The sequence below is a fragment of the Bradyrhizobium sp. CB2312 genome (assembly GCF_029714425.1).
Taxonomy (GTDB): Bacteria; Pseudomonadota; Alphaproteobacteria; order Rhizobiales; family Xanthobacteraceae; genus Bradyrhizobium.
Genome location: NZ_CP121668.1, coordinates 6,411,396 through 6,434,552 on the forward strand (window position 1 = coordinate 6,411,396; position 23,157 = coordinate 6,434,552).

Consider the following 23,157-nt stretch of genomic DNA (forward strand, 5'->3'; position numbering starts at 1 on the left):
ACACTTCGAATGTCGTGCCGCGGTCGCCCTGGTATTGCGCCCGCGTCACCCCACCTTTGCACGCTCTGCTCGAGCACGGGCCCGGCGCTATCCCTATCGCTCATTCGAACGAATGAAGACAACGCTCAAGCGCCTCCTAAGCTATTCTCGGCCTCTTTTCCGGGACGCAAATGTCGTTCGTGCAAACTAACACCTTGTCGAGCTTGTGAAGCCGAAAGGAACTAACATGGCGCCGCACTTGCTCTGCGTAGGAGGCGAGGATCACGCTCTGCGAATCCCTTTCCTGCTGGCTCTGCAGAACCGCGGCCTGCGGGTGAGCGCGGCAGGAACAGGTGCAGCAGGTGCTTTCGCAGAGAATGGCATCTCCTATCATCAATATCAGTTCGACAGATTTGGCGTGGGTCTTTCCGACAGCGCTTCGATGGGACAGCTGGCGCAGGTCGTGAAGCGCGCCTGTCCCGACGTCATCCAGACGTTTGACACCAAGCCAAACCTGCTCGCACCATTGGCGCTTCGCGGCTCCGTGCCCGTTGTGCGTACGATTAACGGAATGGGATGGGTATTTTCCTCGACAGAACCGAGAGCTCTGGCCTTCCGTCCCTTCTATCTTGCCATGCAACGCCTGGCTGCCTGCTGGACCGCAGCAACGGTATTCCAGAACAAAGCCGACAAGAGCTTCTTCCACAGATACCGTCTTCTTGGAAAAAGCCTGTCAACGGTCATCGGAAGCTCGGGAATCGATACCGCCGCCTTCGAGACGGCTCAGGCGCGGATGGCTTCGCCTGCGGTGCTACGGGCCGAACTCGGGCTGGACGATGCCGAAATCGTGGTTACCGTAAGTCGCCTAACCGTACAGAAGGGCATCGCGACGCTGCTCGAAGCGGCGCAAATCGTTCATCAGGTCCGGCCAAAGGCTCGCTTCCTGCTGGTCGGTCCGCGCGAAAGTGAGGGCCCATTCGCCATAGACCAGGCACTGATTGAACGCCATGCACCCTATGTGGTTGCGACCGGTGCGAGATCCGATATCCCGGCGCTTCTGGGCATCGCCGACCTCTTTGCCTTTCCGACCGAATATCGCGAAGGCATTCCTCGCGTTCTACTGGAAGCCGGGCTGGCCGGCGTACCGATCGTCGCTTCCCGCATGCCTGGGTGCGATGATGTCGTCGTCGAAGACTGGAACGGCCGCCTTGTCCCGCCGCGCGACCCGCGCGCACTCGCGGCAGCAATTCTCGATCTGCTCCAGGATTCCGCTCATGCCAAGATCATGGGTCAGCGCTCGATCGAGATGGTGCGGCAGGAGTTTGACCTGAACGTCGTGGCCGATCGCTATGCGGAGGTCTACAGCCACCTACTTTCTCTCAGCCGCTCATGTGACGAACGGGTGGCCGCCTACAGCAGCAGTGCAGTACAATGATCGGTAGTGCCCTTCTTGCGCTTGGCCTCGTGCTTGGGACAGCATCGCAGCTGCGCCTGCCCGGAGTCCCCCTGGGGATCGGCGAGGTGTGCCTCGTCCTCTGGCTCGGTCTCGCATCCCTGCATCTCCTGACCATACCGAAAATCTGCAACGCTACAGCTCTGCTCTGCCTTCTTGCATTCTGGGCCTGTTTTGTCTGTATCCAGAGTTTCGGGGCATTCCTCGCGCTGCTGCGTCCGGAAATCGTCGATCCCGAGCTCGTGCTGCACGACATCTTCGCGTATCTCCTGGTGGCGGCCGTCACCTGCTTGGTTGCGGCGACGATGAAACCCGAAGGCGCTCTACGGCAATCGCTGTGGTTCCTGATCGGGTTCTGGATGATCGCGATGGCCGCCCAATTTGCGTTGGGCTGGAACTACCTCAACATCTCTTCGGTCAATCCATGGTATTGGGATCGGTTTCGTGGATGGTCGGAGAATCCAAACCAGCTTGCAATCTACTGTGCGGTTTTCACGCCGCTGTCGCTCCACATGGCTCTCACAGCCAAGCGATTTGGCCGCCTCGTCGCAGTACTGAGCTGCATCGCAACGTTCGTCGTAGGCCGGCTGACGAAGAGCGACACCTTCCTCATCTCGATGTCGCTCTCGATTCCCCTCTTGCTTGCGCTGCGCCTGCGAAGCTGGCTCACGTCACCTGAACATCGCCGGAGCCTGCGTTTTGCGGCCGCAACGCTCGTCATGGTGGCCATGGTTCCCCTTTCACTCTCACTGCTGCCCTACGCAGCGGCGACGGCGAATGATGTCGAGGGGTTGGCGGCCGGCATGATGAAGGATCGCGGCGGCGAAGGAACGAAGGCGACCGCCAATCTGCGGCTGAGCCTTTGGCAGGACGCTTTGCATGCCGGACTGGAGTCCGGATCGCTCGGCCTTGGGCCTGGACCGCACCTGGAGAAACCAACTGGCATCACGGACAAGGGTGTCGCACTCCCGGTGGAAGCTCACAGCACGATCCTGGACGTCTTCACCCAGGCCGGGCTGCCTGGCGTCATCGTCATCTTCAGCTTGCTCGCGGGCACGCTTGCCGTCCTGCTCCGCGCGCGCCTTGACGCTTTGTCCGTGCTCATCTTTGCGCTTGCCGTCTTCAGCATCAGCCATTTCATCCTGCGTCATCCGACCGTGTGGTTTGCCGTCACTCTTGGCCTCATCCTGGGCTTCGATCGGCGATCATGGGCGCATGCGCGCACTAAAGGTTAAGCCATGTGCGGGATAACCGGGATACTTCAGACGCAACATGCTGCTCGATCCGCGGATCTGACGGCGATCGGAACGATGACAGCTCGTCTACGTCACCGCGGTCCCGATGCGGACGGATTCTGGAGCGACCGGGATGCCGGGATTGCGTTCGGACATCGGAGGCTCGCCATCATCGATCTTTCCGATGCTGGCCGGCAACCGATGCTTTCGGGCAGCGGCCGCTTCGTCATTACATTCAACGGCGAGATCTACAACTACAAGTCATTGCGCGGAGAGCTTGAGCGCGAAGGCAAACAGTTCGTCGGCAATAGCGATACGGAGGTGTTGCTGGGACTGATCGAGAGATGGGGTCTCGAGAAGGCTCTCCAGCGCAGCAATGGCATGTTTGCGCTCGCCGTGTGGGACCGCCGGACCCGCATTCTCCATCTGGCGCGCGATCGAATGGGAAAGAAGCCGCTCTATATCGCGCGGACGCCGCATGCGCTGGTGTTCGCGTCGGAGCTCAAGGCCATTGCTGCATTTCCCGACTTTCATCAAGAGATCGACTCAGGAGCCGTCGCCGAGTTTCTCACCCGCGGCTGGTTGCCGGAAGACCAGTGTATTTGGCGGGGCGTCTTCAAACTGCCTCCCGGAACCATCCTTTCCGTCCGCGCAGCGGATCTCGCGGTCTCGCGCGACGCGGCAGCGCTACGAGAGAACGCGCGCTCCTGGTGGTCCTTGAGCGATGTCGCTCGCGCCGGTCGCGGAATGCTGGCGCCGGCGGACGACCGACAGCTGGTCTCGCAGGCTTCCCAGCTACTGGAGGCCGCAGTCGCCGACCGAATGGTTGCGGACGTGCCGGTCGGGTTGTTCCTATCGGGCGGAATAGACAGCTCCACCGTCGTGGCTCTGATGCAGGCCCAATCCAGTCGGCCGGTGCGAACGTATACGATCGGTTTCGGCGAGCGCGCCTTTGACGAGACGGACAACGCCGCGGCCGTGGCACGGCATCTCGGCACCAGCCATACCGAGCTACGCGTCACGCCCGCCGAAGCCAGAGCGGTTATTCCCGAGCTTCCAACGGTCTGGGACGAGCCGTTTGCCGATGAGTCGCAGATCCCGACGCTGCTTCTGTCACGGCTCGCACGGCGGGAAGTCACCGTTGCGCTTTCGGGCGACGGAGGCGACGAGTGCTTCGCCGGCTATTCCAGGCACGTTCTGTGCGCCCGCCTTGCGCCTCTGCTGAACTCCAGCCAGCCAATAAGGACGATGGCCGCATCAGGCGTGGCGCTGCTCGGACGCGGCATGCGCGAAAGCGTCGTGGAAGCCCTCCATCTTCCAGGTTGGTTGCAGCGGATGACGCACAGCGACCGGATCAATCGCCTGGCAAACCTCATTGGCAGCGAGGACGTCGCCGGCATGTACCGCAGGTCGACACAGCTCACCGAGCTGCAGTTGACACAGGCTCATCCGGGTGGAGATTCTGACTCGATTCCGCCGCTCGACGATCTTCTGTCCGAGTTTATCGTTCGGGACATGCTCGGATATCTTCCGAGCGATATTCTCGTAAAGCTCGATCGTGCCAGCATGGCGACGAGCCTAGAGGCGCGCTGCCCCCTTCTCGACCATCGCGTTGTCGAGTTCAGCTGGTCGCTGCCGAACTCCGCGAAGGTGCGTCATGGCCAAGGGAAATGGCTCTTGCGCCAAGTTCTTGGCCGCTATCTGCCCCAGCATCTGTTCGAGCGACCGAAACAGGGCTTTGACGTACCCATCGGTGCCTGGCTGAAGGGACCGCTTCGTTCATGGGCGTCGGACCTCCTGTCGGAGTCGCGTCTTCGCAACCAGCATCTGCTGGACGCCGCGCGCGTGCAGGACTGCTGGCTTCAACATCTTAGCGGCCGCCGGCATTTTTCGCGCGCGCTGTGGGCTGTCCTCATGCTGCAATCTTGGCTCGACACGCCGGTTGCCTGCGAGACGTCCCCACTGGCGGGCGCGATGGAACCGGCGCAGTAAAGGAGTGCGCGATGGAAGCGTTCGCAGGTAAACGAATTCTGCCGGTCACCGTTCTGTCGCAGGACCGATCGAGAGCCGACGAGGCTCGTCCCGATGACACAATCGCCGCATTCAAGCATGTCTTCGAAAGCATCAGGCAGTACAAGCGATTCATTCTCGGAATGATCGGCGTAGGCGCGCTGCTCGCCGTTGTCGGCAGTCTGTTGATGTCCCCGTCCTATGTCGCGATGGCGCAGCTGGTCGTGAGCACCCGAGGCCCCGGGGTCGCCGAGATTACCGGCGCGCCTGGCCCCACGCCTACAGGCGGGTCGGAAGATCCGACCATCGACACCCATGTGACCGTTATGTCGTCCGATGCCTATCTGCGACGCCTCCTACCAGCGCTGAGGATGCTCGATGCGCCCGCACAGGGCAACGCTCCGGATTCGTTACTCCGCACCGCATGGTCGAAAACGAGAGAATTCCTCTCGTTCCGCAAGGATCAACCAAGCGATGGCGCGGCGGTGGCAGCATTGAAAGGGCGATTGAAGGTAAGTCAGGAGCGACGGTCCAGAGTTATCAGTGTCATCGCCACCGCCCCCAATCCGCGGCGAGCCGCCGACATCGCGAACCTGGTCGCGCAGTCCTACGCCGACGAGCTGATCCGGCAGAGACGGTCGGCAGAGGAGCAGGCCCTGAACGGCCTCGCTACACAATCCGCAGCCGTTCAGCACGACCTGTCGGTGGCAAACGCGGAATTGGATCGCTCACGTCAGACTCAGACCTCGTCAGAACAGAGTGCCGCGTTGGAGTGGAAAATCACCACACTGGCGCAGCAGTATGAAACACTGATACGGAAGCGGCAGGACCTCACCACGAAGGGCGTCGTCGCCGACCCCGACGTGACCGTCATCGCGGATGCCTCTCCACCGGATTTCCCCAGTTCGTTGAATCCTTTCCTCCTCGTTCCTCCAATCACGATCGTTTTCGCTCTCGTGGCCTGCTTCGCCGCGGTGATCTTGAAGCGCCTCGATCGAACCCTGCACACGGAGGCAGAAGCCGCAGAGGCATTGGGTATCCCGTGCCTTGGGTTGGTACCATCGATTCCGCCAGAGTTAAGCACCTCGCCACGGCGGTTCGTGGCGGAATCCGCTATCTCGTACAACAAGGCCGTCCGCTCCACCGTGGTATCTCTGATGGCCGCGGATCCGGTCGCGCCACCGCAGCGGCATGTCGTCCTTGTGACATCCAGCTTGCATGGTGAAGGCAAGAGCGCCATCGCGTGGAGCTTTGGATTTTGCTCCGCGCAACTGGGACAGCGCGTGCTGTTCATGGATTTCGCTCAAGCGCCGCCCCGGCGTGCGGCCGGCGACACTCCAGATATTTTGAAGCTGCTGGCGAACGACGGCGCGGCAGCCAAGGCCGTCCAGCACATCCCTGAGCTCGGTATCGATTATATGTCGTCACGATTGTCCGAGGGCAACCACCTTGGGCCGCTGGCAGGGCCCAAGCTCGCGACGTTGTTCGAGCATTTCAGAAAGACCTATGATCTGATCGTCATCAACGCTCCTTCTTTGGACGAGGCGCCTGAAGTGCGACTGCTCGCTTATTGGGCGGATCATGTCTTGCTCGCAGTCCGGGCCGGAAGCACGAGCCGCGACGTCGTGCGGAGCACGTTGAATCGGTTCACGCGAACATCGGATCTCGAGCCCGGCCTCAAGCTCTGGTGCGTCCTGACGCACGGAGGATCGACCGAGCTCGCGTCGCCGGATGTGGAACGGCCATCGTTCTCGGGCTTCGAGCTGTCCTACCGCAGTCTCAAAGCAGTGGCAGCACGGTGGATGAATATTGCAGCGTTCGTCCATGCTCCCGGAACCGCCAAACCCGGTTGGAGGCAGCGGAAATGATCAACAGTCGGCTGGCCGTGTGCTGACCGCTCGGCCCGCTGGACGGCAACAAGCCCATCGGCCTAGCAGGCCGCTCGGCGTGCGTACCGGACTTTGAATCAGATGCCGCTGGGGCCCGGCAAAAATCAGCACTCAACCGCATCCTTCATTCGAAGTATGCGAGCCCAGGCCGGACTAACGTACGTTGGAGCAGGAAATAGAACGGGTCCTGTGATGCAGCTTCAGACAACTGGCAGTACATGTCCGTCTGGCGGGTCATGCGACACCGTCGAGACGACCCCGTCCTCGTTCCCACAGCCATCTGCTGCGGCGCTGCGCTGGCTCAGGCCCGTGGAGGTACCGCTCGACCTGCATGGCCCGGTGGATCGATCGTTCGTCCCCTTGGGAGCCGGCTTCGCCTGCGTCTCCGCTATCGATCACCTCATTGCGGTGACCGCGAAGTTCGCCAACAAGGTCGCGATCAGCGACGGCAATCATACCTTCACGTACTCACAGCTGCTGTCCCGGGTATTGACCTTGGCCGAGGCGATCGAGGCGCTGACCCCTGAGGGGGAGGCCGTCGGATGGCTATTGCGCAGCTCGGCCTGGCAGCCAATTGTCATGCTTGCCTGCATGGCAGTCGGTCGAACCCTCATCCCGCTCAATCCGCGCGATCCGGTTCAGCGGCTCATGGGTATCGCCACGAGCGCACGGATTTCTGTACTGATCGGACATGGCAGCGGCGCTTCCGCCGACTGGATCGAGCAATGCGGCCTGCTCTGGCTTGACGTTGCAAGCGCCTGCGAAGCTCCGGCAGCAACCGCGCCGAACGCGCGCGTCTCGGTCGATGCGCCTTCGGTAGTGCTCTATACCTCCGGCAGCACTGGAACGCCGAAGGGCGTCGTGAACAGCCAACGCAATTTGCTCCAGCGCGTTCAGCAGTACGTGGATGCATGTCACACAACCTCCGCTGATGTCTTCATGCCTCTGAGCGGCCCCACCACGATCGCCGGCTGCCGAGAAATGCTGTCGGCAGTATTGACGGGAGCAACACTTCACGTCGTCGACGTCGAGGCGCTCGGCTTGCGCGGCGTACTTCGTCAGATCGCCGCTCAACGGGTCACGATTACCTATGTCGTACCAGCCTTGGTTCGTGCACTGATCAACGCCAGCCGGCAAGGCGATTTCGATTCGCTTCGCATTCTTCGCATCGGCGGGGAGAAGGTGTTATGGACGGACATTGAGCTCGTCCGAAGAGCGGTGAAGCCCAGCTGCTTCATTCAAGTCAGCTATTTGTCGACGGAAACCACTGGCACACAGTGGTTTCTTCCCAGGGAATGGCCAGAGGATGGCGTCAGCGTCCCGGTCGGCTATCTTCTTCCCGGCATATCCTATGCTGTGGTCGACGAAAGTGGAAAATCGGTCCAGTGCGGCGAGGTCGGCGAACTCGTCATCAAGAGCAAGTACGTCATGCTGGGATACTGGGAAGGCGGGCAGCTTTCGCCGGCATTGCCCGCCCCGGATGACCCAAAGGCTCGCATTTACCGGACCGGCGACCTCGTGGTCGTGGATACCCACGGACTGGTGCGCATCGTCGGACGGAAGGGACGCCAGCTCAAGATCAATGGTCAGCGCGTCGAGCCCGCCGAGCTCGAGAGTGCACTGCGCAAGCTCACCTATGTGAAGGACGCTGTCGCCGTCGTGACGGACGCGAACGAGCTGGTTCTATTCGCGTCGCCGGCCAAACCGCCCAGGCCGCAGTTCCAGGCCGACATTCGCGACACGATCCGGCAGGCTGTTCCCGCGGCCCTGCATCCCACCAGACTGCACGAGCTACAAGAGATTCCCCGCCTTCCCGGAGGAAAGATCGATCACGCCAGGCTGAAGCTGCTCGATGCGGAGAGCAAAAAGACCTCGTCCATGCCTTTGCCGACCACGCAGAGAATGGCCGAGGCAAACAAGGTCGTGCAACAGGTGTGGAGCAGTATCCTCGGCGCACAGGAAGCAGCCGGCCGCTGGGACGAGGCCGGCGGAGATTCCCTGAAGCTCCTGCGCTGTGTCATGGATCTCGAAGAGCTGATCGGTCGTGAACTCAGCATGGAAGCATTCACGGTGGATATGACCGCTGACGACATGGTCCAAGCCGTCGCCGCCGTCGACCAACCAGCGCCGCAGCGTCTTGACCACTCGATTCTGCCAGGTCTTGTCATACTGCCTGGCTCCATGGGATACGGCCCGAGTATGGCCGCCTTCGGCGCTCAGCTGAGCAAGGTGGCGCGCGTCATCCCCATTCGCTATCCAGACCTGAGTTGGAGCCTCGCTGGCGGCGATTCTGTCCAAGAGATGGCCGCACTGGCTGTCGAACAGATCAATGCCGTCCAACCGCGTGGCGATGTTCGAATGATCGGCTATTCCCTGGGCGGCGGCGTCGCCTTCGAAGTTGCGGCGCGATTGATCGAACAGGGTCGTGCAGTCAAGTTTCTGGGCATCCTCGACACCAATGTGGGCCCGCGCAGGGCAAATCACCGGGAAGCCTTGTCGCGCACGATGCAACGGATCCGATCCCACCGGGTGACCATCTACCGCATGCTTTGCCGCTCGGTGGCGAAGTTGGCCGCTCGAATGGGTCAAGAGGTTCGATTCTGCAGGCTCGTCGACGCCATTACGTGGTCTCGCCTGGCAAGCACCCGTTTCATGCTCAAGCTCGAACTCGAGGAACTCCTCCGGATGCGGGCATTCGGGCGCTGGGTTTCGGATACCAAACCTCGTCTGCCCATCAAGGGAACGGTCTTCGCCTGCCATCGGCCGGGAGTGACACCGCGCCTCGGATGGGACGCCCTGTTCGAAGAGCTGGATGTGATTCCGATCGCCGGCGGACATCTTGACCTGGTGGTCGAGCCACATCTCTCGGTCAACCGACCTGTCATCGAGCGCGCGATCGCGGCGTCCAGCTCGTGATGCGAGGTGCTTTCCAACGACCGGTCCTGTAAGACAGGACCGTACAGACCGATCGTGCCATCAGGGCCGCAAGTAGCTCCAACCCTGCTCCTGAAGCTCCATCAGGCGGACCACCCCGGACTTGGTGACCTTGGCTTGTGAAACAAGGGGAATGTCTTTGCCTTCGCTCTTCGTCATGTTCTCGCGCGTATTTCCACATGCCGAAAACGTCAGTCCGGGGGTGGTTTCGCTCATCGCTGCAACACGCCCTTTGACGGGGGACGTGTCATCGCGCAGCATGTGCAGTCCCGGTCCGTACGCGACCACTTCTATTTCGACTTTCTGATTGAGATCGCTGTAGTGCTGAGCCACGTTGCTGACATTGTTGAGAGCAAGGTTCATCACCGCCGGATCGTTGACGTCGACATGGATGACAAGTCGATGCGGACGCTGCGTCCGTAGCGTCGCATTCGAGATCTTGGCATTTGCGTTCCTGACCGAAACGCTGGGATTCTTGGTGGAGAACGGTGATTGCGCAGAACCGTGGGTTTCCATGCCGCTTGCGAGGATCAATCCGAAAGCCGCGACGCCGGCAAGAATGGCAAATGACCTGCTCATATTTTGCCTCCCGCGCGTGTAATGAGCTATGCACCTCGCAAACTATTTAAGCAGGGTCGACGGGGTCAAGACGCTTCGAGCAACCGTCCGTTCTGATCTACTTAATACCCATCGTCGCTCCTTCTACTCCGTTCTGGCTACCACGACTGCGATATCGACAGTGCGTTGGTGAACGCGGTGTCATGAACGCCAAACCATGATCCCTACCAAGCATTTGGGCTATCACGATGGGGGCGCACAGATTCGATTTGTCGACAAGAAGAGCTACCGCGATGATTGCTGCGCGCTGGTCTCGGTGCCAGCAACTTCCATTCCGCGGATGCGGATTGTTCGACCTCTCTTACCGCCCGCGCGGTCGCGCAAGAGCCCGTACGTCCATCGTGATCCCAGTCATCTGCCTTGTGCCGCTGCTGGTTGGAACGACTGCCGCTGCATCCTGGAACAAAGAAGAGGGTCACGCTCACCTCGTCGCAGCAGCGGCATTCAATCAATCGAGCGGCACGGGCGAACGAAAGCCACTCAACGAGGTCGAACGAACGCGGATCCTCGCTCAACGCGTGGACAAAACGCAATCTGCACCGCCGCAACCCGCTCCAAGGCCCGCAGCAGCCGCGCCACAAGGAACGATAACGGCAAAGGAGCAGCAACGCCCCCCTGCCGAGACCCCTGCGCACGATACGACGTCTTTACCGGCGGACCGTGGCGCAGCTCAGCCCGCGTCAGAAGCAGAGCGGGTCAACCAGCAGTTACTGCTGGATCAGGAGCGCCAGCGAAGGGAACAGCTTGCCCGCGAACTGGCTTCCGTCCGAGCGGAGCTAGACGCGGCGCGCCAGATCCAGACGCACACCGCCCGCGCCATCGAGATTGGAATCCAGCAAACGCAGGCGCTCGAACAGGAACGGGAAAAGGCGAGCAATTTATCGCGCGAACTCTCCTTTCTGAGGGCGGAGCTGGATGTCGCGCGGGTTGCGGCTTCGAAGGCCATGCAGGCGTCCGAAGTCGAGCTCAAGCAGGAATGTCCACTCGACCGACGGAACGGAGCCAAGCGTTTTTCGCTTCAGCTTGCCTCGCTTCGCTCGGAGCTCGACGGCGCACGGAACGCAGTATCCGAGGCCACGAATTCTGCCGCGACGGAGGCTGAACGGAGGCAGGCTCTGGAGCGAGAACTGAAGCAGGAACAGGATAAGACCGAGGCCCTCATCAACGAACTCGGCGCTCTCCGGACTTCGGCCTCCGAGACCGTCAAGATCAATGCTGCAGATTCCGCCGAAAAGCAGGCGCTGAGACGCGAGCTCGAGAAGCAGCGAGACAGGGCGGATAGCACGGTCCGCCAGCTGGACTCTTCTCAGGCCGAACTCCGCGCAGCGCAATCTGCGGCCTCAGAACTGACGGCCCACCGCGCCGCCGACGTCGAACAGCAACGGGTGCTGCAGCGTGATCTCGAGCAGCAGCGAAGCCGTGCGGACGCACTCGCGCGCGAGACGACATCGCTGAGGAATGAGCGCGACGCGGCGCGTGCTGAAGCGTCGGATGCGGCGCGCGCCGCCGAGGCTGTCGCAAAAGCGCAGGTCAAGCGTGAGAAGGAGCAAGCGAGCAGTGGCAAGCCGCCGCCTCCGACGTCTGCATCCGTCGGGGATCAGCTGGCCGCGTGGAGCGCATTCGCCGCTGTGATCGCCCCCTCGCGTAGCGACCAGAGCCGCGCCCCCACCCAAAGCGTCATCCAGTCCCCTGCTCCGCCTTCGCCCAAGCCTCCAACCCCCGCCGCAACGCCGCCGAACGTGCAGCTCACAACGGGCTCTGTCCCATCCGGCGCGCCGGAGCGAGCAGCCGCCGCGGGCGCAGCAGCGCGACCGCTTGCCAACGAGGAGAGACTACTCGCACGTGCCAGCGCATTGCTCCGGCAAGCGGACATCAACGGCGCCCGCGGATTGCTCGAATACATCCTGGGGCATGGCAGCGCACAGGCTGCCTTCATGCTGGCCGAAACCTACGATCCTCACATGCTGCAATCCTGGGACGCCCGCGGCGTCGCCGGCGATTCGGCAAAGGCGCGCGAACTGTATGAACGAGCCCGGGCTGGCGGCATTCAGGACGCGGACGGACGGATCAAGGGACTCAGATAACTGCCGAGTGGGCCTTAGGAAGGCAGCCCAAAGAGGAGAGCGATTCATGTTTTTGACCAAGCTCGCATTCACGGCAGCTATGGCGATGCTCGTCTTGCAGCCGGTCGCCAATGCCCAATCTCGCCCGCCACGCGATCCGCCGCCGGCACCGACCGCGCCACGAACCGCGGACGCGCTCGCGAAGGAACGCATCAACGCGTGGACGGTCGGGCTCGCCGGAGGACTTGTCGAAGGCGCGCCGCTTCGGCTCGCCGCGGAGATCGCCCGCGTCGTCAACGAAGAGGACAAGCTGCACGTCATTCCGATCGTCACGACGGGTGCGACCGAGAACGTCAATTCGCTGCTCTATCTCAGGGGCGTCGATGCGGCAATCATCAACACCGATGCGCTTGACGAGTACAAGGCACAGGTTCCGGGGATCGAACGGCGGATCGCTTATATTCTCAACCTCTTCCCTGCCGAGCTGCACGTCTTCGTGCGTCCAGAGATCAAGTCGCTCGATGACCTCAAGGGAAAGAAGGTCAACTTCAATACTCAGGGTACGGCGGCCGCCTACTCTGGTCCTCTGATCTTCAGCCGGCTGGGATTGAATGTCGAAAAATTGTTCATTCCCCATCAGGTCGCATTGCAGCAGATGAAGAGCGGTGAAATTGCAGCGGTCGTCTTCATCACATCAAAGCCAGTCGACGCATTCCTAAAAGGTCGTTGGGACGACGGCTTCAAGTTCTTGCCGATCGAATATGACGTCCGATTTGAAGATTACTATCTTCCGTCGTTCCTCGATGCAAAGGATTATCCAAACCTGGTTCCGAACGGCACGCGGATTGCGACCATCGCCGTTCCTACAATTCTCGCCGCCTACAACTGGCAACCACAGACCGATCGCTATCGGCGGATGGCGCGCTTCGTGGATTACCTCTTCGGAAGGCTCGACCGGCTGCAATCCGCCGGCTTCGACTCGAAATGGAAGGACGTGAATCTCCGCGCGGGTGTCCCCACCTTGACCCGATTTGGCCCGGCGCAGGAATGGCTCGATCATTCACCCAGCGCGACCGTTGGATTATCGCGATGAAGCGACTCTGTACCCTCGCAGCCTCCGTGCTCGTGGGTATGGTGCATCTAGACTGCGCGTCGGCCGACGATGCGACAGATCGCTTGAAGGCATGCGCGCAATTTCAGGGCATGGAGCACATGACGTGCGTCGACCAGCGGATCGGGGCGACCTCACCCGAGCGATTGGTCCAAGTGGCTCCTCAAAGTCCGAACTGGATTGTGAGCGAAACCACATCGCCGGTCGACTACAAGCCACAGATCGCCGCGCGAACGACCGCACGGTCCGGCTCGAAGGATGCACCCTCCTCGCTCGCTATCCATTGTCACGCCAATCGGACCGCGCTGTTGCTCTCCGCAGCGAGTCCCTGGACCCAAACTCCCTCGTCCGAGATCAGGGTCGTATTCCAGATCAATGATCAACCGTCTGTAGACCAACGATGGAAGGTCGCCGATGGCGGACGAAGTCTGGTCTTCCCTGGCGATGCCGCCCGCCTCATAGGCACCATGCCGGCGGCCGGTCGACTTCTGGTCAGGGTGTACACTGGAACGCCTCCCGTCTCCGAGAACGAGTTTGAGCTGGTGGGTCTGGACGCAGTCCGCCGGCGATTTGCAGAAGTCTGCACCCGGCCAGCGAGCTGAGCCGGACTGAACGATTGGCAGGAATGCGTCACACAGGGGTCTGACGGCAATGGCTGAAACAATCAATGTCGGCGAAGCCTACGGGCGTGGATCCACCCTGTTCATGGGAATCGAACTGCTGGTCGCTCCCGGCGCTTTGGTGCCGCGGCCGGAGACCGAGTTGCTTGCCAGAACCGCGATTGACGCTCTACGCCAAAAACACCTCCCCACGCCGCGGGTCGTCGATATGTGCTGCGGCGCCGGCAATCTGGCCTGTGCGATCGCGCTCAACATTCCCGGCACTCGCGTCTGGGCCAGCGACCTGACCGACGGGTGTGTCGAGCTCGCACGGCGCAATATTGCCCGCCACGGCCTCGAGTCACGCATGGCCGTGCTTCAGGGCGACCTGTTCGGAGCCCTATCGGCTCTGCCGCTGGAGCGGAGAATCGATATGATCGTCTGCAACCCGCCCTACATCTCGGAATCCAGGCTTAAGGGCGACCGCGCTTCCCTGCTCATAGACGAGCCGCGCGAAGCATTCGCTGCCGGGCCGTACGGACTGAGCATCCATATGCGCGTTGCCAAAGATGCACCTCGCTACCTGCGGCAGGGAGGACTGCTGCTGTTCGAGGTCGGCCGCGGCCAGGATCGCCAGGTGGCAACCCTGCTCGAACGCAACGAGGCTTACGGGAATGTCCGCGTGGTTATGGACGAGACCGGCACCGGTCGCGTCGTGATGGCGCACGCAAATTGATGCCGGCCTCGCCCCCGTCGTTCCCGAACGATGGCCGGCTTCACAGTGTCCAGCGACCCGCGCGGGTCGGCGAGCGAAAGCCGACGAGTTGTCAGCTTTCCCTCATGCCGCGCCGGATCGCGTCCGTGATCGGTTGGGTCAGATACGCAAGGATTGTGCGTTCGCCGGTTGCGATCAGAACGTCAGCCATCATGCCAGGCTTGAGCTTTTCACGGACCGCCTCGGGAAACTGAGTGACCTGAACCGACACCTTCACCTCGTAATACGGTTGATGCGTGGCATCGTCGCGAGTGGCGTCGGCCGCGATCGAAAGCACCTCCCCGAGAGCGATCGGTGTCGTGCGCGCTTTGAACGACGGTAGCCGCACCTCGGTCGGTAGGCCAAGCTGGACGTGGTTGATGTCGAGCGCCGACACCTTCGCAGCCACCACGAGCACATCGTTGTCCGGCACGATCTCCATCAGCACCTCACCCGCCTTGATCACGGCACCGATCGTGTGAACCTTGAGGTTCACGATCCGCCCCGATCGCGGTGCGCGCACCTCCATCCGGGCCAGCACATCGACGGCGACGCGCAGCTTCTCGCGCGCGTCAGCAAGCTGGGCACGGGTGTCGGCGAGCTTGCCGGTTGCTTCTTCCAGCACCTTCTGCCCGACCTGATCGATCTGCAGCCGCGATTCGTCGATGATGCGACCGTAGCGAGCGATGTCCGCCTCATATGCGCCGATCTTGCCCTCGAGCTCGGCTTTGGTGCGCTCCAGTGTGGCGACGCGCGCGAACGGCACGATGCCCTGGTCAGCGAGCGGCTTGAGCTTGGTGTATTCCTGGCTCACGCTGTCGAATTGCGCGTGCGCGCCCTTGTTTTGCGCGGTGTTTCCCTGGATCTGCCGCTGCGCCTGCGCGATTCGCTCCTCGAGAATCGAGATCTCGATCTTTCGCGCCGCGCGACGTTCATCGAAGCGCCGCTTCTGGTCTCCCATTGCGCGCACCGCGCTCGGATCTGAGGTCTTCTGGAGCAGCTCGGCCGGAAACGTGATGCTATCCTTTCCTTCGGCTTCCGCCTGCAGGCGTGCCTCCTCGGCGACCGCCGAGTACACCGCCGAGCGGGCGATCTCCTCCTTGGCCCGCTCCTGCGTGGGATCAAGCCGCAACAGGACCTGACCTTCCGCGACATGCGCATCGCCTGTCACCAGCAGATCCCGGACAATTCCACCCTCGAGATGCTGCACGACCTTGCGGTCGCTCTCGACAACGACGGAGCCGGTCGCCACCACGGCGCCGTCGATCGATGCGAGGGCGGTCCAGCCACCGAATACGCCAAAGGTGAGGAAGACCACCAGAAAGCCCCGCCGTGCGGGTGTCTTCCAATCGCCCGGCTGCCCCTCATTGTCGCCCAGTGAGGACCATTGGGACCGCAGGACCGGAAGTTTTGTCTTTGCAAGATGGATCAGCGACTTTGTCATCGCTTCCGCCTTCGCAAGGAGTTGATTCGGAGCTTGCGGTTCCAGTTTTCCCGGGGCTTGCGGCGCTCGCGCCGCTTCGCCGGTTTTGTTGAACTGCTTCAGGAGTTCCGCCAGCTCGTTGTCGAGAGCGTCCGCTCCCCGTTGCAACATCTTGTCCATTATTGCCTCGTCGCGTGCGCCGGGCGCAGCTGATTTGAAAACTGCGCGGACCCGTGAATACCTTCAGCACGGTGGTGGCCCTCAGCATGGTGATGGCGGTCAGCGCGATGGTGTTCGGCAGGCCCGCGCACCTCGCGTCGCATCGGTGCAACCGTCTTGCCAAGCAGCGCAGGCAGCATCTCCTCGCGCGTCCCGATTCGTCCGAGCCGCCCCTCGTGCATGAACACGATCTTGTCTACGGCGGCGAGCAGGTTCGGTCGGTGATTGATGATCACGATCGTCACCTTGCTCTGCCGCAGTCTCTGGATCGCATCAGCCAGCGCGCGATCGCCGTCGCCGTCGAGATTGGCGTTCGGCTCGTCGAGCACGACCAGCACCGGCTTGCCGAACAGTGCGCGTGCGAGCCCGATACGCTGCCGCTGACCGCCCGAAAGACCTGCGCCGTTATCCCCGATCACGGTGTCATAGCCCTTCGGAAGACGCTGGATCATCTCGTGCGCCGAGGCCAACTGCGCCGCTTCCACAACCGCCTCGTCGGAGGCGTCGTCGCGGAAACGGGCAATATTGTCGCGCACGGTACCGGCGAACAGCTCGACGTCCTGAGGCAGGTAGCCGAGATTCCGCCCGAGGAAATTGGGGTCGAAATGCGTGACATCGTTACCGTCGATACGCACGCAGCCGTGCGCCAGCGGCCAGGCACCGACCAGAGCTCGCGCCAGCGACGATTTCCCGGAGCCGGACTGGCCGACGACGGCGACGACCTCGCCGGGCTCCAGGCGGAACGACACGTCGGCGATAGCCGGCAATTGCGATCCGGGAACGAGAACCGTCGCGGCCTCGAGCGAGATCTGGCCCACCAACGCCGGCAGCCTCGTGGGCCGCCCCTCAGTGGCACGCGCGTCGAGCGCGCGATTGAGGCGGGCATAGGAGGTCCGCGCGGCGACCAGCGCCTTCCATTGCGAGACCGCAGCCTCGACGGGCGCAAGAGCGCGCCCCATGATCAGCGAAGCGGCAAATAGCACACCTCCCGAAATTTCCTGCTGGATCGCGAGATATGCGCCCACTCCCATGATACTCACCTGAATCGCCATGCGCAGGAATTTGGAGATTGCAAGCAAGGTCCCGCCGCGCTCTCCCGCCGTCGCGCTTTCCGACAGCGCCTGTTCATGAGTTTGCGCCCAGGACGCACGGATCGCGGGTGCCATTCCAAGCGCACGGATCGCTTCTGCGTTGCGGAGCGACGAGGTCAAACGATCAAGTGCGTGAAGATTCTTCGACGCGGCCGCATTCAGCGGCTTCTTCGTAAGACGCTCGTTGAGGAAGGCCAGCGTCAAGATGATGACCGCGCCGATCAGGGCGACCAAGCCGATCAGCGGATGGAGCAGAAAACAAATCGCGAGGAAAATCGGCGTCCACGGCACGTCCATTAGCGATGTGATGACGCCGCCCGACAGCACCTCTCGCAAGGTATCGACGTCGCGCAGAAGCTGAACATGATGTGAGCTGCTTGTGCTCAGCGCCTGTCCGAGCGCGGTCTCGAACGTCTCCCCCGAGATGAGTTGATCGAAGTGAAGCCCGGTTTGCACGAGAACCCGGCTGCGAAAATGCTCGAGCGCCGCGTAGCTGATGAAAAGCGCGAGCGCGATCACCGACAGCAGCAACAACGTCATCCCGTTGCGGCTCGTCAGCACCCGATCGTAGATCTGCATGGTGTAGAGCGGCGAGACGAACACCAGCAGATTGATGAAGATGGATAGTCCACCGGCCGCGATCAGGCCGGGACGTATCCGACGGAAAGCGCTCGCGAGCGCTGATTGTTTTGCCGAAGCGTGCATGTGCATATCCGGGCCGCCCTTGGCCGGGCGGCGGTAAGCGGGTTGAAAATTGCATGCAATCGAGCGTCAGGACGCCCGCATTTCAACATTCCGCCGTGCGCGGAATGGCACCCCTCCTCTCGACCACTGCGGCTGAGAGGAACTCCCCCCATACTGAACATACGCGCGGGCGGACCGCGCGTATGCTCTTGTTGCAAATTGCGCTACTAGCTCACGAGTGCCAGGCGTGATGGTCGTGGTGGTGAGACAAGAAGTCAGTCAGATGTCCGACGAAAGACCCCGTGTCCGAGGTATCGGTCTGGTCAGTGGTGGTTGCATCCGACGTCGCGGATGACGGCGTGGTCAGACCTCGCCATCCCCCATGACCTCCGAACGAAGACGACGTGGCGCCATTGATCCACTGCGAGAAATCGAAATTCCCGCCGTTGTGGTTGTGCCAGCCGCCGGTGTCACCGTTGGTGGACCCGGACGCGTCGGCCGACCAGTGACCATGGCCGCCATTCCAGTGGCCAGTGTCCGTCGTACCACCGGTCGAAGGGTCCGTCGTTCCGTCCGAACCGGAAACCGGTGTCGTCGGGCTGGTCGGCGTGGAGCCTCCCGTTGAGCCACCGGTGCTTCCGCCGGCATCGCCAACAGGCGTCGTCGTGCCGCCGTCCGTCCCAGTGCTTCCGCTCGCGCCGGAAGTTGGAGGCGTGCTGCCGTCGGACGCCGAACTTCCGCTATGATCGGAAGGCGGCGTGTCGGTCGGCGTGTCGGTCGGCGTATCAGCCGGCGGAGCGCTGACGACCGGCGGGACGGGCGTCGACGTGCCCCCGCTCGTGTTGTGCGCGAGGAAGACCTGCTGCAATTCCGGCGAGTCCTCAAGCGCCGTATCGCCATTCTGCGAGCCCCACGCATAGGCGTAGTCAAACGCCGGGTTGGGAACGAGGTCCGCCCAGTGATTGATCATCGCCTGCTCTTGCGCGGCAGTCGGCATCACAACCTGGCTACCGGTTTCGGTGCTCCAGCCGCCACCGCCGAACGCCTGGTACACCGGGACGATCGAGTCGAGCGGAATGCCCGCCTGCTCCGCAGCAGCGACATACTTGTCGATGGTGCTGAGATCGACGTTCGGACGATCCGACCAGACCGGATACCAATCGAGACCGAAGTAGTCGATGTGGGTATTCGCCTGGTTGTAGCTATTCATGTAGCTCGGGTCGTCCGATGATCCCATGTTATTCAGGACCGTGAACGTCTTGGCGCCGGGATCGTGCTGGTGGATCCAGTCGGATTCCGCCTTCAGGTCCGCTGCATTGGCCTGCGGGCCCCACTGTCCGGTGGGATCCGGCTCATCCACGAGGTAGAAGCCGAACACTTTCGGATTGTTGAGGAAAGGTGTGACCGCGTCGATGAACTCCTGAGTCACACCTTGATACTGATCAAGCCAGACCAGACCCTGCACGCCATCGGGCAATGCGTTCGCCTGATCGACATACTGGATATCCGCGAGATTAAATCCCGCTTCGGCCGGTGTGTAGTTACCGTTCGAGTCCAGACCCCCGCCAGCTGCGTAGTGTAAGGTAGTCAATGATATTCCCCTTGTGTGTTGAAACCCCCAGTGACCCTTTTGGGCCTGAGCGCCGACAACCGATCGTGCGTCCCACGGCGGCTAACGTATGTTTACGTTTGAGGCGGGAATTCCCGTTCCTTTGGGCGTAACCAAGGGATTGTTGTGCCTAAAGTTTGCACAGCAACACGACAGCAATCGCCCGCCAAATTCGGATTCGAACTGTTTCAAAAGGGGATTCAAATATCTGCGGACGATTGCGGCGAAGAAGAGCACCGAAGATCTGGCACAACGCCGACACAATTGCTTCCCTGCCAAGGACGGACGCCAAGCAACCGGACGAATCTTTTGCCGGGGGATTACTCCTGATGATGGAGGTTCTCATCAGCGGCTTTCCGTTGTTCAGTATCAAATGGTGCCGTTCAGCGATTGACTTCATTGCAGGTCGGCTTCGCAAGCAATCGGTATTTTGGCACCGAAATCGAGTTCGCTGGCCCGAGCAAGTTGCGAAGTTGCCAGAAGAGACGTTGCAGAAGAAAAGGAATTTTGTCTTAGGCGCCGGGCTGCGTTTGGTTCTTCAGTACCGTCGGTCGAAGAGCTCTTCGTGCCGAGCGCACAATCGAATTTGCCCGTTCAATGCGCCCGCCCGTCTGGTGCCACGCTGTTGCGACCGTTCGAGCAGAATTGGGCACTGCTGCCGAGGATTCTATGTCGCGATCGGCCGAAATCCAGCTCAAGTTTCCACCGGGCTCACGAATTCAGGTAAAGCCGGCCGCCGGTCCTCGTCTCGCTGGAAGGATCGGGACCGTGATTGGGGCCGGATACTACCCCAAGAGTCTCCGCGTGATCTTGGACGGATCGAAGGGTCCAATCACTCTTCATATGAACTTCGTGGCAATGATCGACACATGAAGCGATCGCATCTGCGGCTGCGGCGCTCTTCGACGGTCTGCAAGTTTGGAGTTACTCCAGAAGTATGGTTGGCCTCTCATCCAGAGAGAGGCCGCTTTTTTGGCGGATTTCAGCCAATCTGTTGACGGTTGTTCCTTGCTCGGGGCGGGGTCCTTCAATTTGGAGCCTGCAATGTTCAAACAAGTAATTTCTGCGTGTTGTTTCGTTGCGATCACCTCACTCAATTCGGACGCGCGACCATATCGAATAGATCGCGCTTCCGAATGCAATATCACCATGCCCTGTGATTTCTCATACCAGTCGCAAGTCTCGAATCAGCGAACGGAGTTGCGCCACTCACTGCGGACACAGCGGTTAGAGCAACTCGCCGCACCCGATACTTCCATCAGCATTCGAATCGTCGGCGGCCGCCCCGCGGGCTGCCCCTTTTCGTTCTGCGGTTGTGGCGCGGCCCTACGCGTGTTTGGCCGTATCGTGCCGGAATTGAACCTCGCGGCAAACTGGCTGCGGTTTCCGCGCACCTCGCCGGCACCAGGGATGGTCGCTGCAAGGCGCGGACACGTTTTCGTCCTGGAGCAACATGTCGCCGGCGACGTTTGGATGGCATACGACGCCAACTCAGGTGGACACGCCACGCGGATACACGCGCGTTCATTGAGAGGGTACACGGTTGTGAACCCGCGCGGCACGGTGCTGTGAATAGAGCCCTTCACCGGCAACTCAGAAGAGTTGGTATGCTTCCGCTGGGAGTGAACAAAGACGTGCTTTCGTCGCCAAGTCGCTCAGACTGATGAGATTGGCCAAAGCTGCTGGCGGCACGATCGGTTTGCCGCCAGCAGGCACGCGGCACCGCCACTGAGGCTTTCCGAAAAGTCTCTTTCGTTGTCCGTGCCTGGATCCGATGGAGATTGCGTTAGCCAGCAATTCCCGATCGGCCACTTCGGTCGGCCAAGCCCCCTCGGGATAGTCCAATCACCCTTTCTCTTGCACTCTTCTGGAGGTGGGGCTGCGAATCCATCTGAAGATCAGCGCTGAACACGGCCTGCGTCGAAAGTGTTGCTTTATTTCATGTTTGATGCATCTTCGTGAGGAATTGCCACGTTTTCCCTATTTGATTCGCATAAACAAATGCCGTGCTTGGAGCCTGATTGCTAGAAGCAGCCCCAGATTAGGAGCCCTTTTGGTGAATGACCGAACGCCATCGCAGAGCAGATTTTTTGTTCGAATGGGCGGCAGGGGCTGGATGGTATACGATCGAACAAGGAAAGGCCCGGCGGTGATTGGGACCGATCTGGCCGAGAATCTGACGAAAGAGCACGCAGAACGCGTCCACCGTTTGCTGATTTCGACAGGAACAGGCGGCGCTATTGCCCCGACGCGCTAGGAGCGGCGGCGGACTAGGCACGCGCGTACGATACTCGGGATCTTTCCTGAGTATTTGGATCGTGGGCGGCCACTAGGCTGATCTTCTCAATCGTGCTCCCGAATAAGTCCGGCGTCCCGACCGCGGCAAGCACGCCGCGGCCCACCATGCTGGTACGTCTTTCAGCCGAGACCAACTGCAAGATGATCTAGTAATTGGTCGCGGACTTCTCGTTCGGGATGCCGTCGATCGGGCATTCTTCGGTTCCGACCATCGGGCGGGTCATCGCCTCGACCATGTCGCGCGTGCCTTCGGGGTCGGCGATCCACTTCGAATAGAAATCGTAAGGACACGCCGCAAGGCCTTTCGCGCTTTCGCCGGAATTGATCATGCCGGTGTAGCCGCGATGCAAGAGCTTGAAGAGATGGTTCTGCGACTGGTTGTTGCGGCGGGCATCACGGATCAGGCTCTTCGAGAGGCCCGCGTATTGGATGCCGTATTCCTCTTCCCCCGTCTCGCCCAGAGTCCGGCCATCGAAGCCGACGATCGCAGAGTGGCCGAAATAGGAGTAGACGCCGTCAAAGCCCGCGGCGTTGGCCACCGCGACATAGACATTGTTCGCCCAGGCCATCGCCTTGGAGATCATCACCTGCTGCTCCTTGGCCGGATACATATAGCCCTGGCAGCGCACGATCAGCTCCGCGCCCTTCATCGCGCAGTCGCGCCAGATCTCCGGATAGTTGCCGTCGTCGCAGATGATCAGGCTGATCTTCAGTCCCTTCGGGCCTTCGGAGACATAGGTACATGTGCCGGGATACCAGCCCTCGATCGGCACCCAGGGCATGATCTTGCGGTATTTCTGCACGATCTCGCCCTTGTCGTTCATGAGGATCAGCGTGTTGTACGGCGCCTTGCGCGGATGCTCCTCATGGCGCTCGCCGGTCAGTGAGAACACGCCCCACACCTTGGCCTTGCGGCAGGCTTCCGCAAAGATCGCGGTCTCCTCGCCCGGCACCTGCGAGGCGGTCTCGTACATCTCCTTGGAGTCGTACATGATCCCGTGGGTCGAATATTCCGGGAAGATGACGAGGTCCATGCCCGGCAAACCGAGCTTCATGCCGACGACCATGTCGGCGATCTTGCGGGCGTTGTCGAGCACCTCGGCCTTGGTGTGCAGCCGCGGCATCTTGTAATTGACGACCGCGACGCCGACCACATCGTTGCTGGAAGAAATGTCACCGTGAAGCATT

15 protein-coding genes are annotated in these 23,157 nt (G+C 61.3%); 10 read left to right on the forward strand and 5 right to left on the reverse strand.

What is annotated here, in order from left to right:
- Positions 1-226: 226 nt before the first annotated feature.
- From QA642_RS31465 to QA642_RS31485, 5 genes are all read left to right on the forward strand, one after another.
- Positions 227-1,414 (forward strand): glycosyltransferase, encoded by a 1,188-nt coding sequence (locus tag QA642_RS31465; RefSeq protein WP_283080332.1) that lies wholly within the window; start codon positions 227-229, stop codon positions 1,412-1,414.
- A 260-nt stretch (positions 1,415-1,674) separates the two neighbouring features.
- Entirely contained in the window at positions 1,675-2,667 is a 993-nt protein-coding gene (locus QA642_RS31470; RefSeq protein WP_283080333.1) for an O-antigen ligase family protein, read from the forward strand.
- A 3-nt stretch (positions 2,668-2,670) separates the two neighbouring features.
- On the forward strand, positions 2,671-4,659 hold the full coding sequence (asnB, locus tag QA642_RS31475; protein ID WP_283080334.1) for an asparagine synthase (glutamine-hydrolyzing): 1,989 nt from the start codon (positions 2,671-2,673) through the stop codon (positions 4,657-4,659).
- Positions 4,660-4,670: 11 nt separating this feature from the next.
- The gene (locus tag QA642_RS31480; protein WP_283080335.1) at positions 4,671-6,545 is read left to right on the forward strand and encodes a hypothetical protein; all 1,875 of its coding nucleotides are present in this window, start codon (positions 4,671-4,673) and stop codon (positions 6,543-6,545) included.
- 330 nt (positions 6,546-6,875) lie between these two features.
- Entirely contained in the window at positions 6,876-9,482 is a 2,607-nt protein-coding gene (locus QA642_RS31485) for an AMP-binding protein (protein ID WP_283080336.1), read from the forward strand.
- Between the two features lie 60 nt (positions 9,483-9,542).
- Here QA642_RS31485 and QA642_RS31490 read toward each other — a convergent pair whose 3' ends face one another.
- Positions 9,543-10,079 carry a DsrE family protein gene (locus QA642_RS31490; RefSeq protein ID WP_283080337.1) on the reverse strand — a complete coding sequence of 179 codons (537 nt, stop codon included), beginning with the start codon at positions 10,077-10,079 and terminating at the stop codon, positions 9,543-9,545.
- A gap of 326 nt (positions 10,080-10,405) precedes the next feature.
- Between QA642_RS31490 and QA642_RS31495 the strand changes: the two genes are divergently transcribed.
- From QA642_RS31495 to QA642_RS31505, 3 genes are all read left to right on the forward strand, one after another.
- A complete protein-coding gene (locus QA642_RS31495; protein WP_283080338.1) occupies positions 10,406-12,202 on the forward strand; it encodes a hypothetical protein in 1,797 nt (598 codons plus the stop codon).
- Positions 12,203-12,248: 46 nt separating this feature from the next.
- Positions 12,249-13,274: a TAXI family TRAP transporter solute-binding subunit gene (locus QA642_RS31500; RefSeq protein WP_283087014.1), complete on the forward strand. Its 1,026-nt coding sequence runs from the start codon at positions 12,249-12,251 to the stop codon at positions 13,272-13,274.
- 669 nt (positions 13,275-13,943) lie between these two features.
- A complete protein-coding gene (locus tag QA642_RS31505; RefSeq protein WP_283080339.1) occupies positions 13,944-14,627 on the forward strand; it encodes a HemK/PrmC family methyltransferase in 684 nt (227 codons plus the stop codon).
- Between the two features lie 91 nt (positions 14,628-14,718).
- Here QA642_RS31505 and QA642_RS31510 read toward each other — a convergent pair whose 3' ends face one another.
- From QA642_RS31510 to QA642_RS31520, 3 genes are all read right to left on the reverse strand, one after another.
- Positions 14,719-16,248 (reverse strand): HlyD family type I secretion periplasmic adaptor subunit, encoded by a 1,530-nt coding sequence (locus tag QA642_RS31510; protein ID WP_283080340.1) that lies wholly within the window; start codon positions 16,246-16,248, stop codon positions 14,719-14,721.
- Entirely contained in the window at positions 16,248-18,089 is a 1,842-nt protein-coding gene (locus tag QA642_RS31515) for a type I secretion system permease/ATPase (RefSeq protein ID WP_283080341.1), read from the reverse strand. Before QA642_RS31515 ends, QA642_RS31510 begins: the two co-directional genes overlap by 1 nt.
- Positions 18,090-18,294: 205 nt before the next feature.
- Entirely contained in the window at positions 18,295-19,653 is a 1,359-nt protein-coding gene (locus tag QA642_RS31520; protein WP_283080342.1) for a calcium-binding protein, read from the reverse strand.
- Positions 19,654-19,741: 88 nt separating this feature from the next.
- On the opposite strand from QA642_RS31520, the gene QA642_RS31525 reads away from it, so the two are divergent.
- Together QA642_RS31525 and QA642_RS31530 are read left to right on the forward strand one after the other, a co-directional pair.
- Positions 19,742-20,065 (forward strand): hypothetical protein, encoded by a 324-nt coding sequence (locus QA642_RS31525; protein WP_283080343.1) that lies wholly within the window; start codon positions 19,742-19,744, stop codon positions 20,063-20,065.
- Positions 20,066-20,715: 650 nt separating this feature from the next.
- Positions 20,716-21,243, forward strand: a complete 528-nt coding sequence (locus tag QA642_RS31530; protein WP_283080344.1) for a hypothetical protein — start codon at positions 20,716-20,718, stop codon at positions 21,241-21,243.
- Positions 21,244-22,115: 872 nt separating this feature from the next.
- Here QA642_RS31530 and QA642_RS31535 read toward each other — a convergent pair.
- Positions 22,116-23,156, reverse strand: a complete 1,041-nt coding sequence (locus QA642_RS31535; protein WP_283080345.1) for an aliphatic amidase — start codon at positions 23,154-23,156, stop codon at positions 22,116-22,118.
- Position 23,157: the final 1 nt, after the last annotated feature.

What these genes read in the sequence shown, in the direction of transcription:
- QA642_RS31465 (WP_283080332.1), top strand. Translation starts at nt 227, where the DNA reads ATGGCGCCGCACTTGCTCTGCGTAGGAGGCGAGGATCACGCTCTGCGA.
- QA642_RS31500 (WP_283087014.1), top strand. Translation starts at nt 12,249, where the DNA reads ATGTTTTTGACCAAGCTCGCATTCACGGCAGCTATGGCGATGCTCGTC.
- QA642_RS31490 (WP_283080337.1), bottom strand. Translation starts at nt 10,079, where the DNA reads ATGAGCAGGTCATTTGCCATTCTTGCCGGCGTCGCGGCTTTCGGATTG.
- QA642_RS31525 (WP_283080343.1), top strand. Translation starts at nt 19,742, where the DNA reads ATGTTTACGTTTGAGGCGGGAATTCCCGTTCCTTTGGGCGTAACCAAG.
- QA642_RS31505 (WP_283080339.1), top strand. Translation starts at nt 13,944, where the DNA reads ATGGCTGAAACAATCAATGTCGGCGAAGCCTACGGGCGTGGATCCACC.
- QA642_RS31510 (WP_283080340.1), bottom strand. Translation starts at nt 16,248, where the DNA reads ATGGACAAGATGTTGCAACGGGGAGCGGACGCTCTCGACAACGAGCTG.
- QA642_RS31530 (WP_283080344.1), top strand. Translation starts at nt 20,716, where the DNA reads ATGTTCAAACAAGTAATTTCTGCGTGTTGTTTCGTTGCGATCACCTCA.
- QA642_RS31515 (WP_283080341.1), bottom strand. Translation starts at nt 18,089, where the DNA reads ATGCACATGCACGCTTCGGCAAAACAATCAGCGCTCGCGAGCGCTTTC.
- asnB (WP_283080334.1), top strand. Translation starts at nt 2,671, where the DNA reads ATGTGCGGGATAACCGGGATACTTCAGACGCAACATGCTGCTCGATCC.
- QA642_RS31480 (WP_283080335.1), top strand. Translation starts at nt 4,671, where the DNA reads ATGGAAGCGTTCGCAGGTAAACGAATTCTGCCGGTCACCGTTCTGTCG.
- QA642_RS31535 (WP_283080345.1), bottom strand. Translation starts at nt 23,156, where the DNA reads ATGCTTCACGGTGACATTTCTTCCAGCAACGATGTGGTCGGCGTCGCG.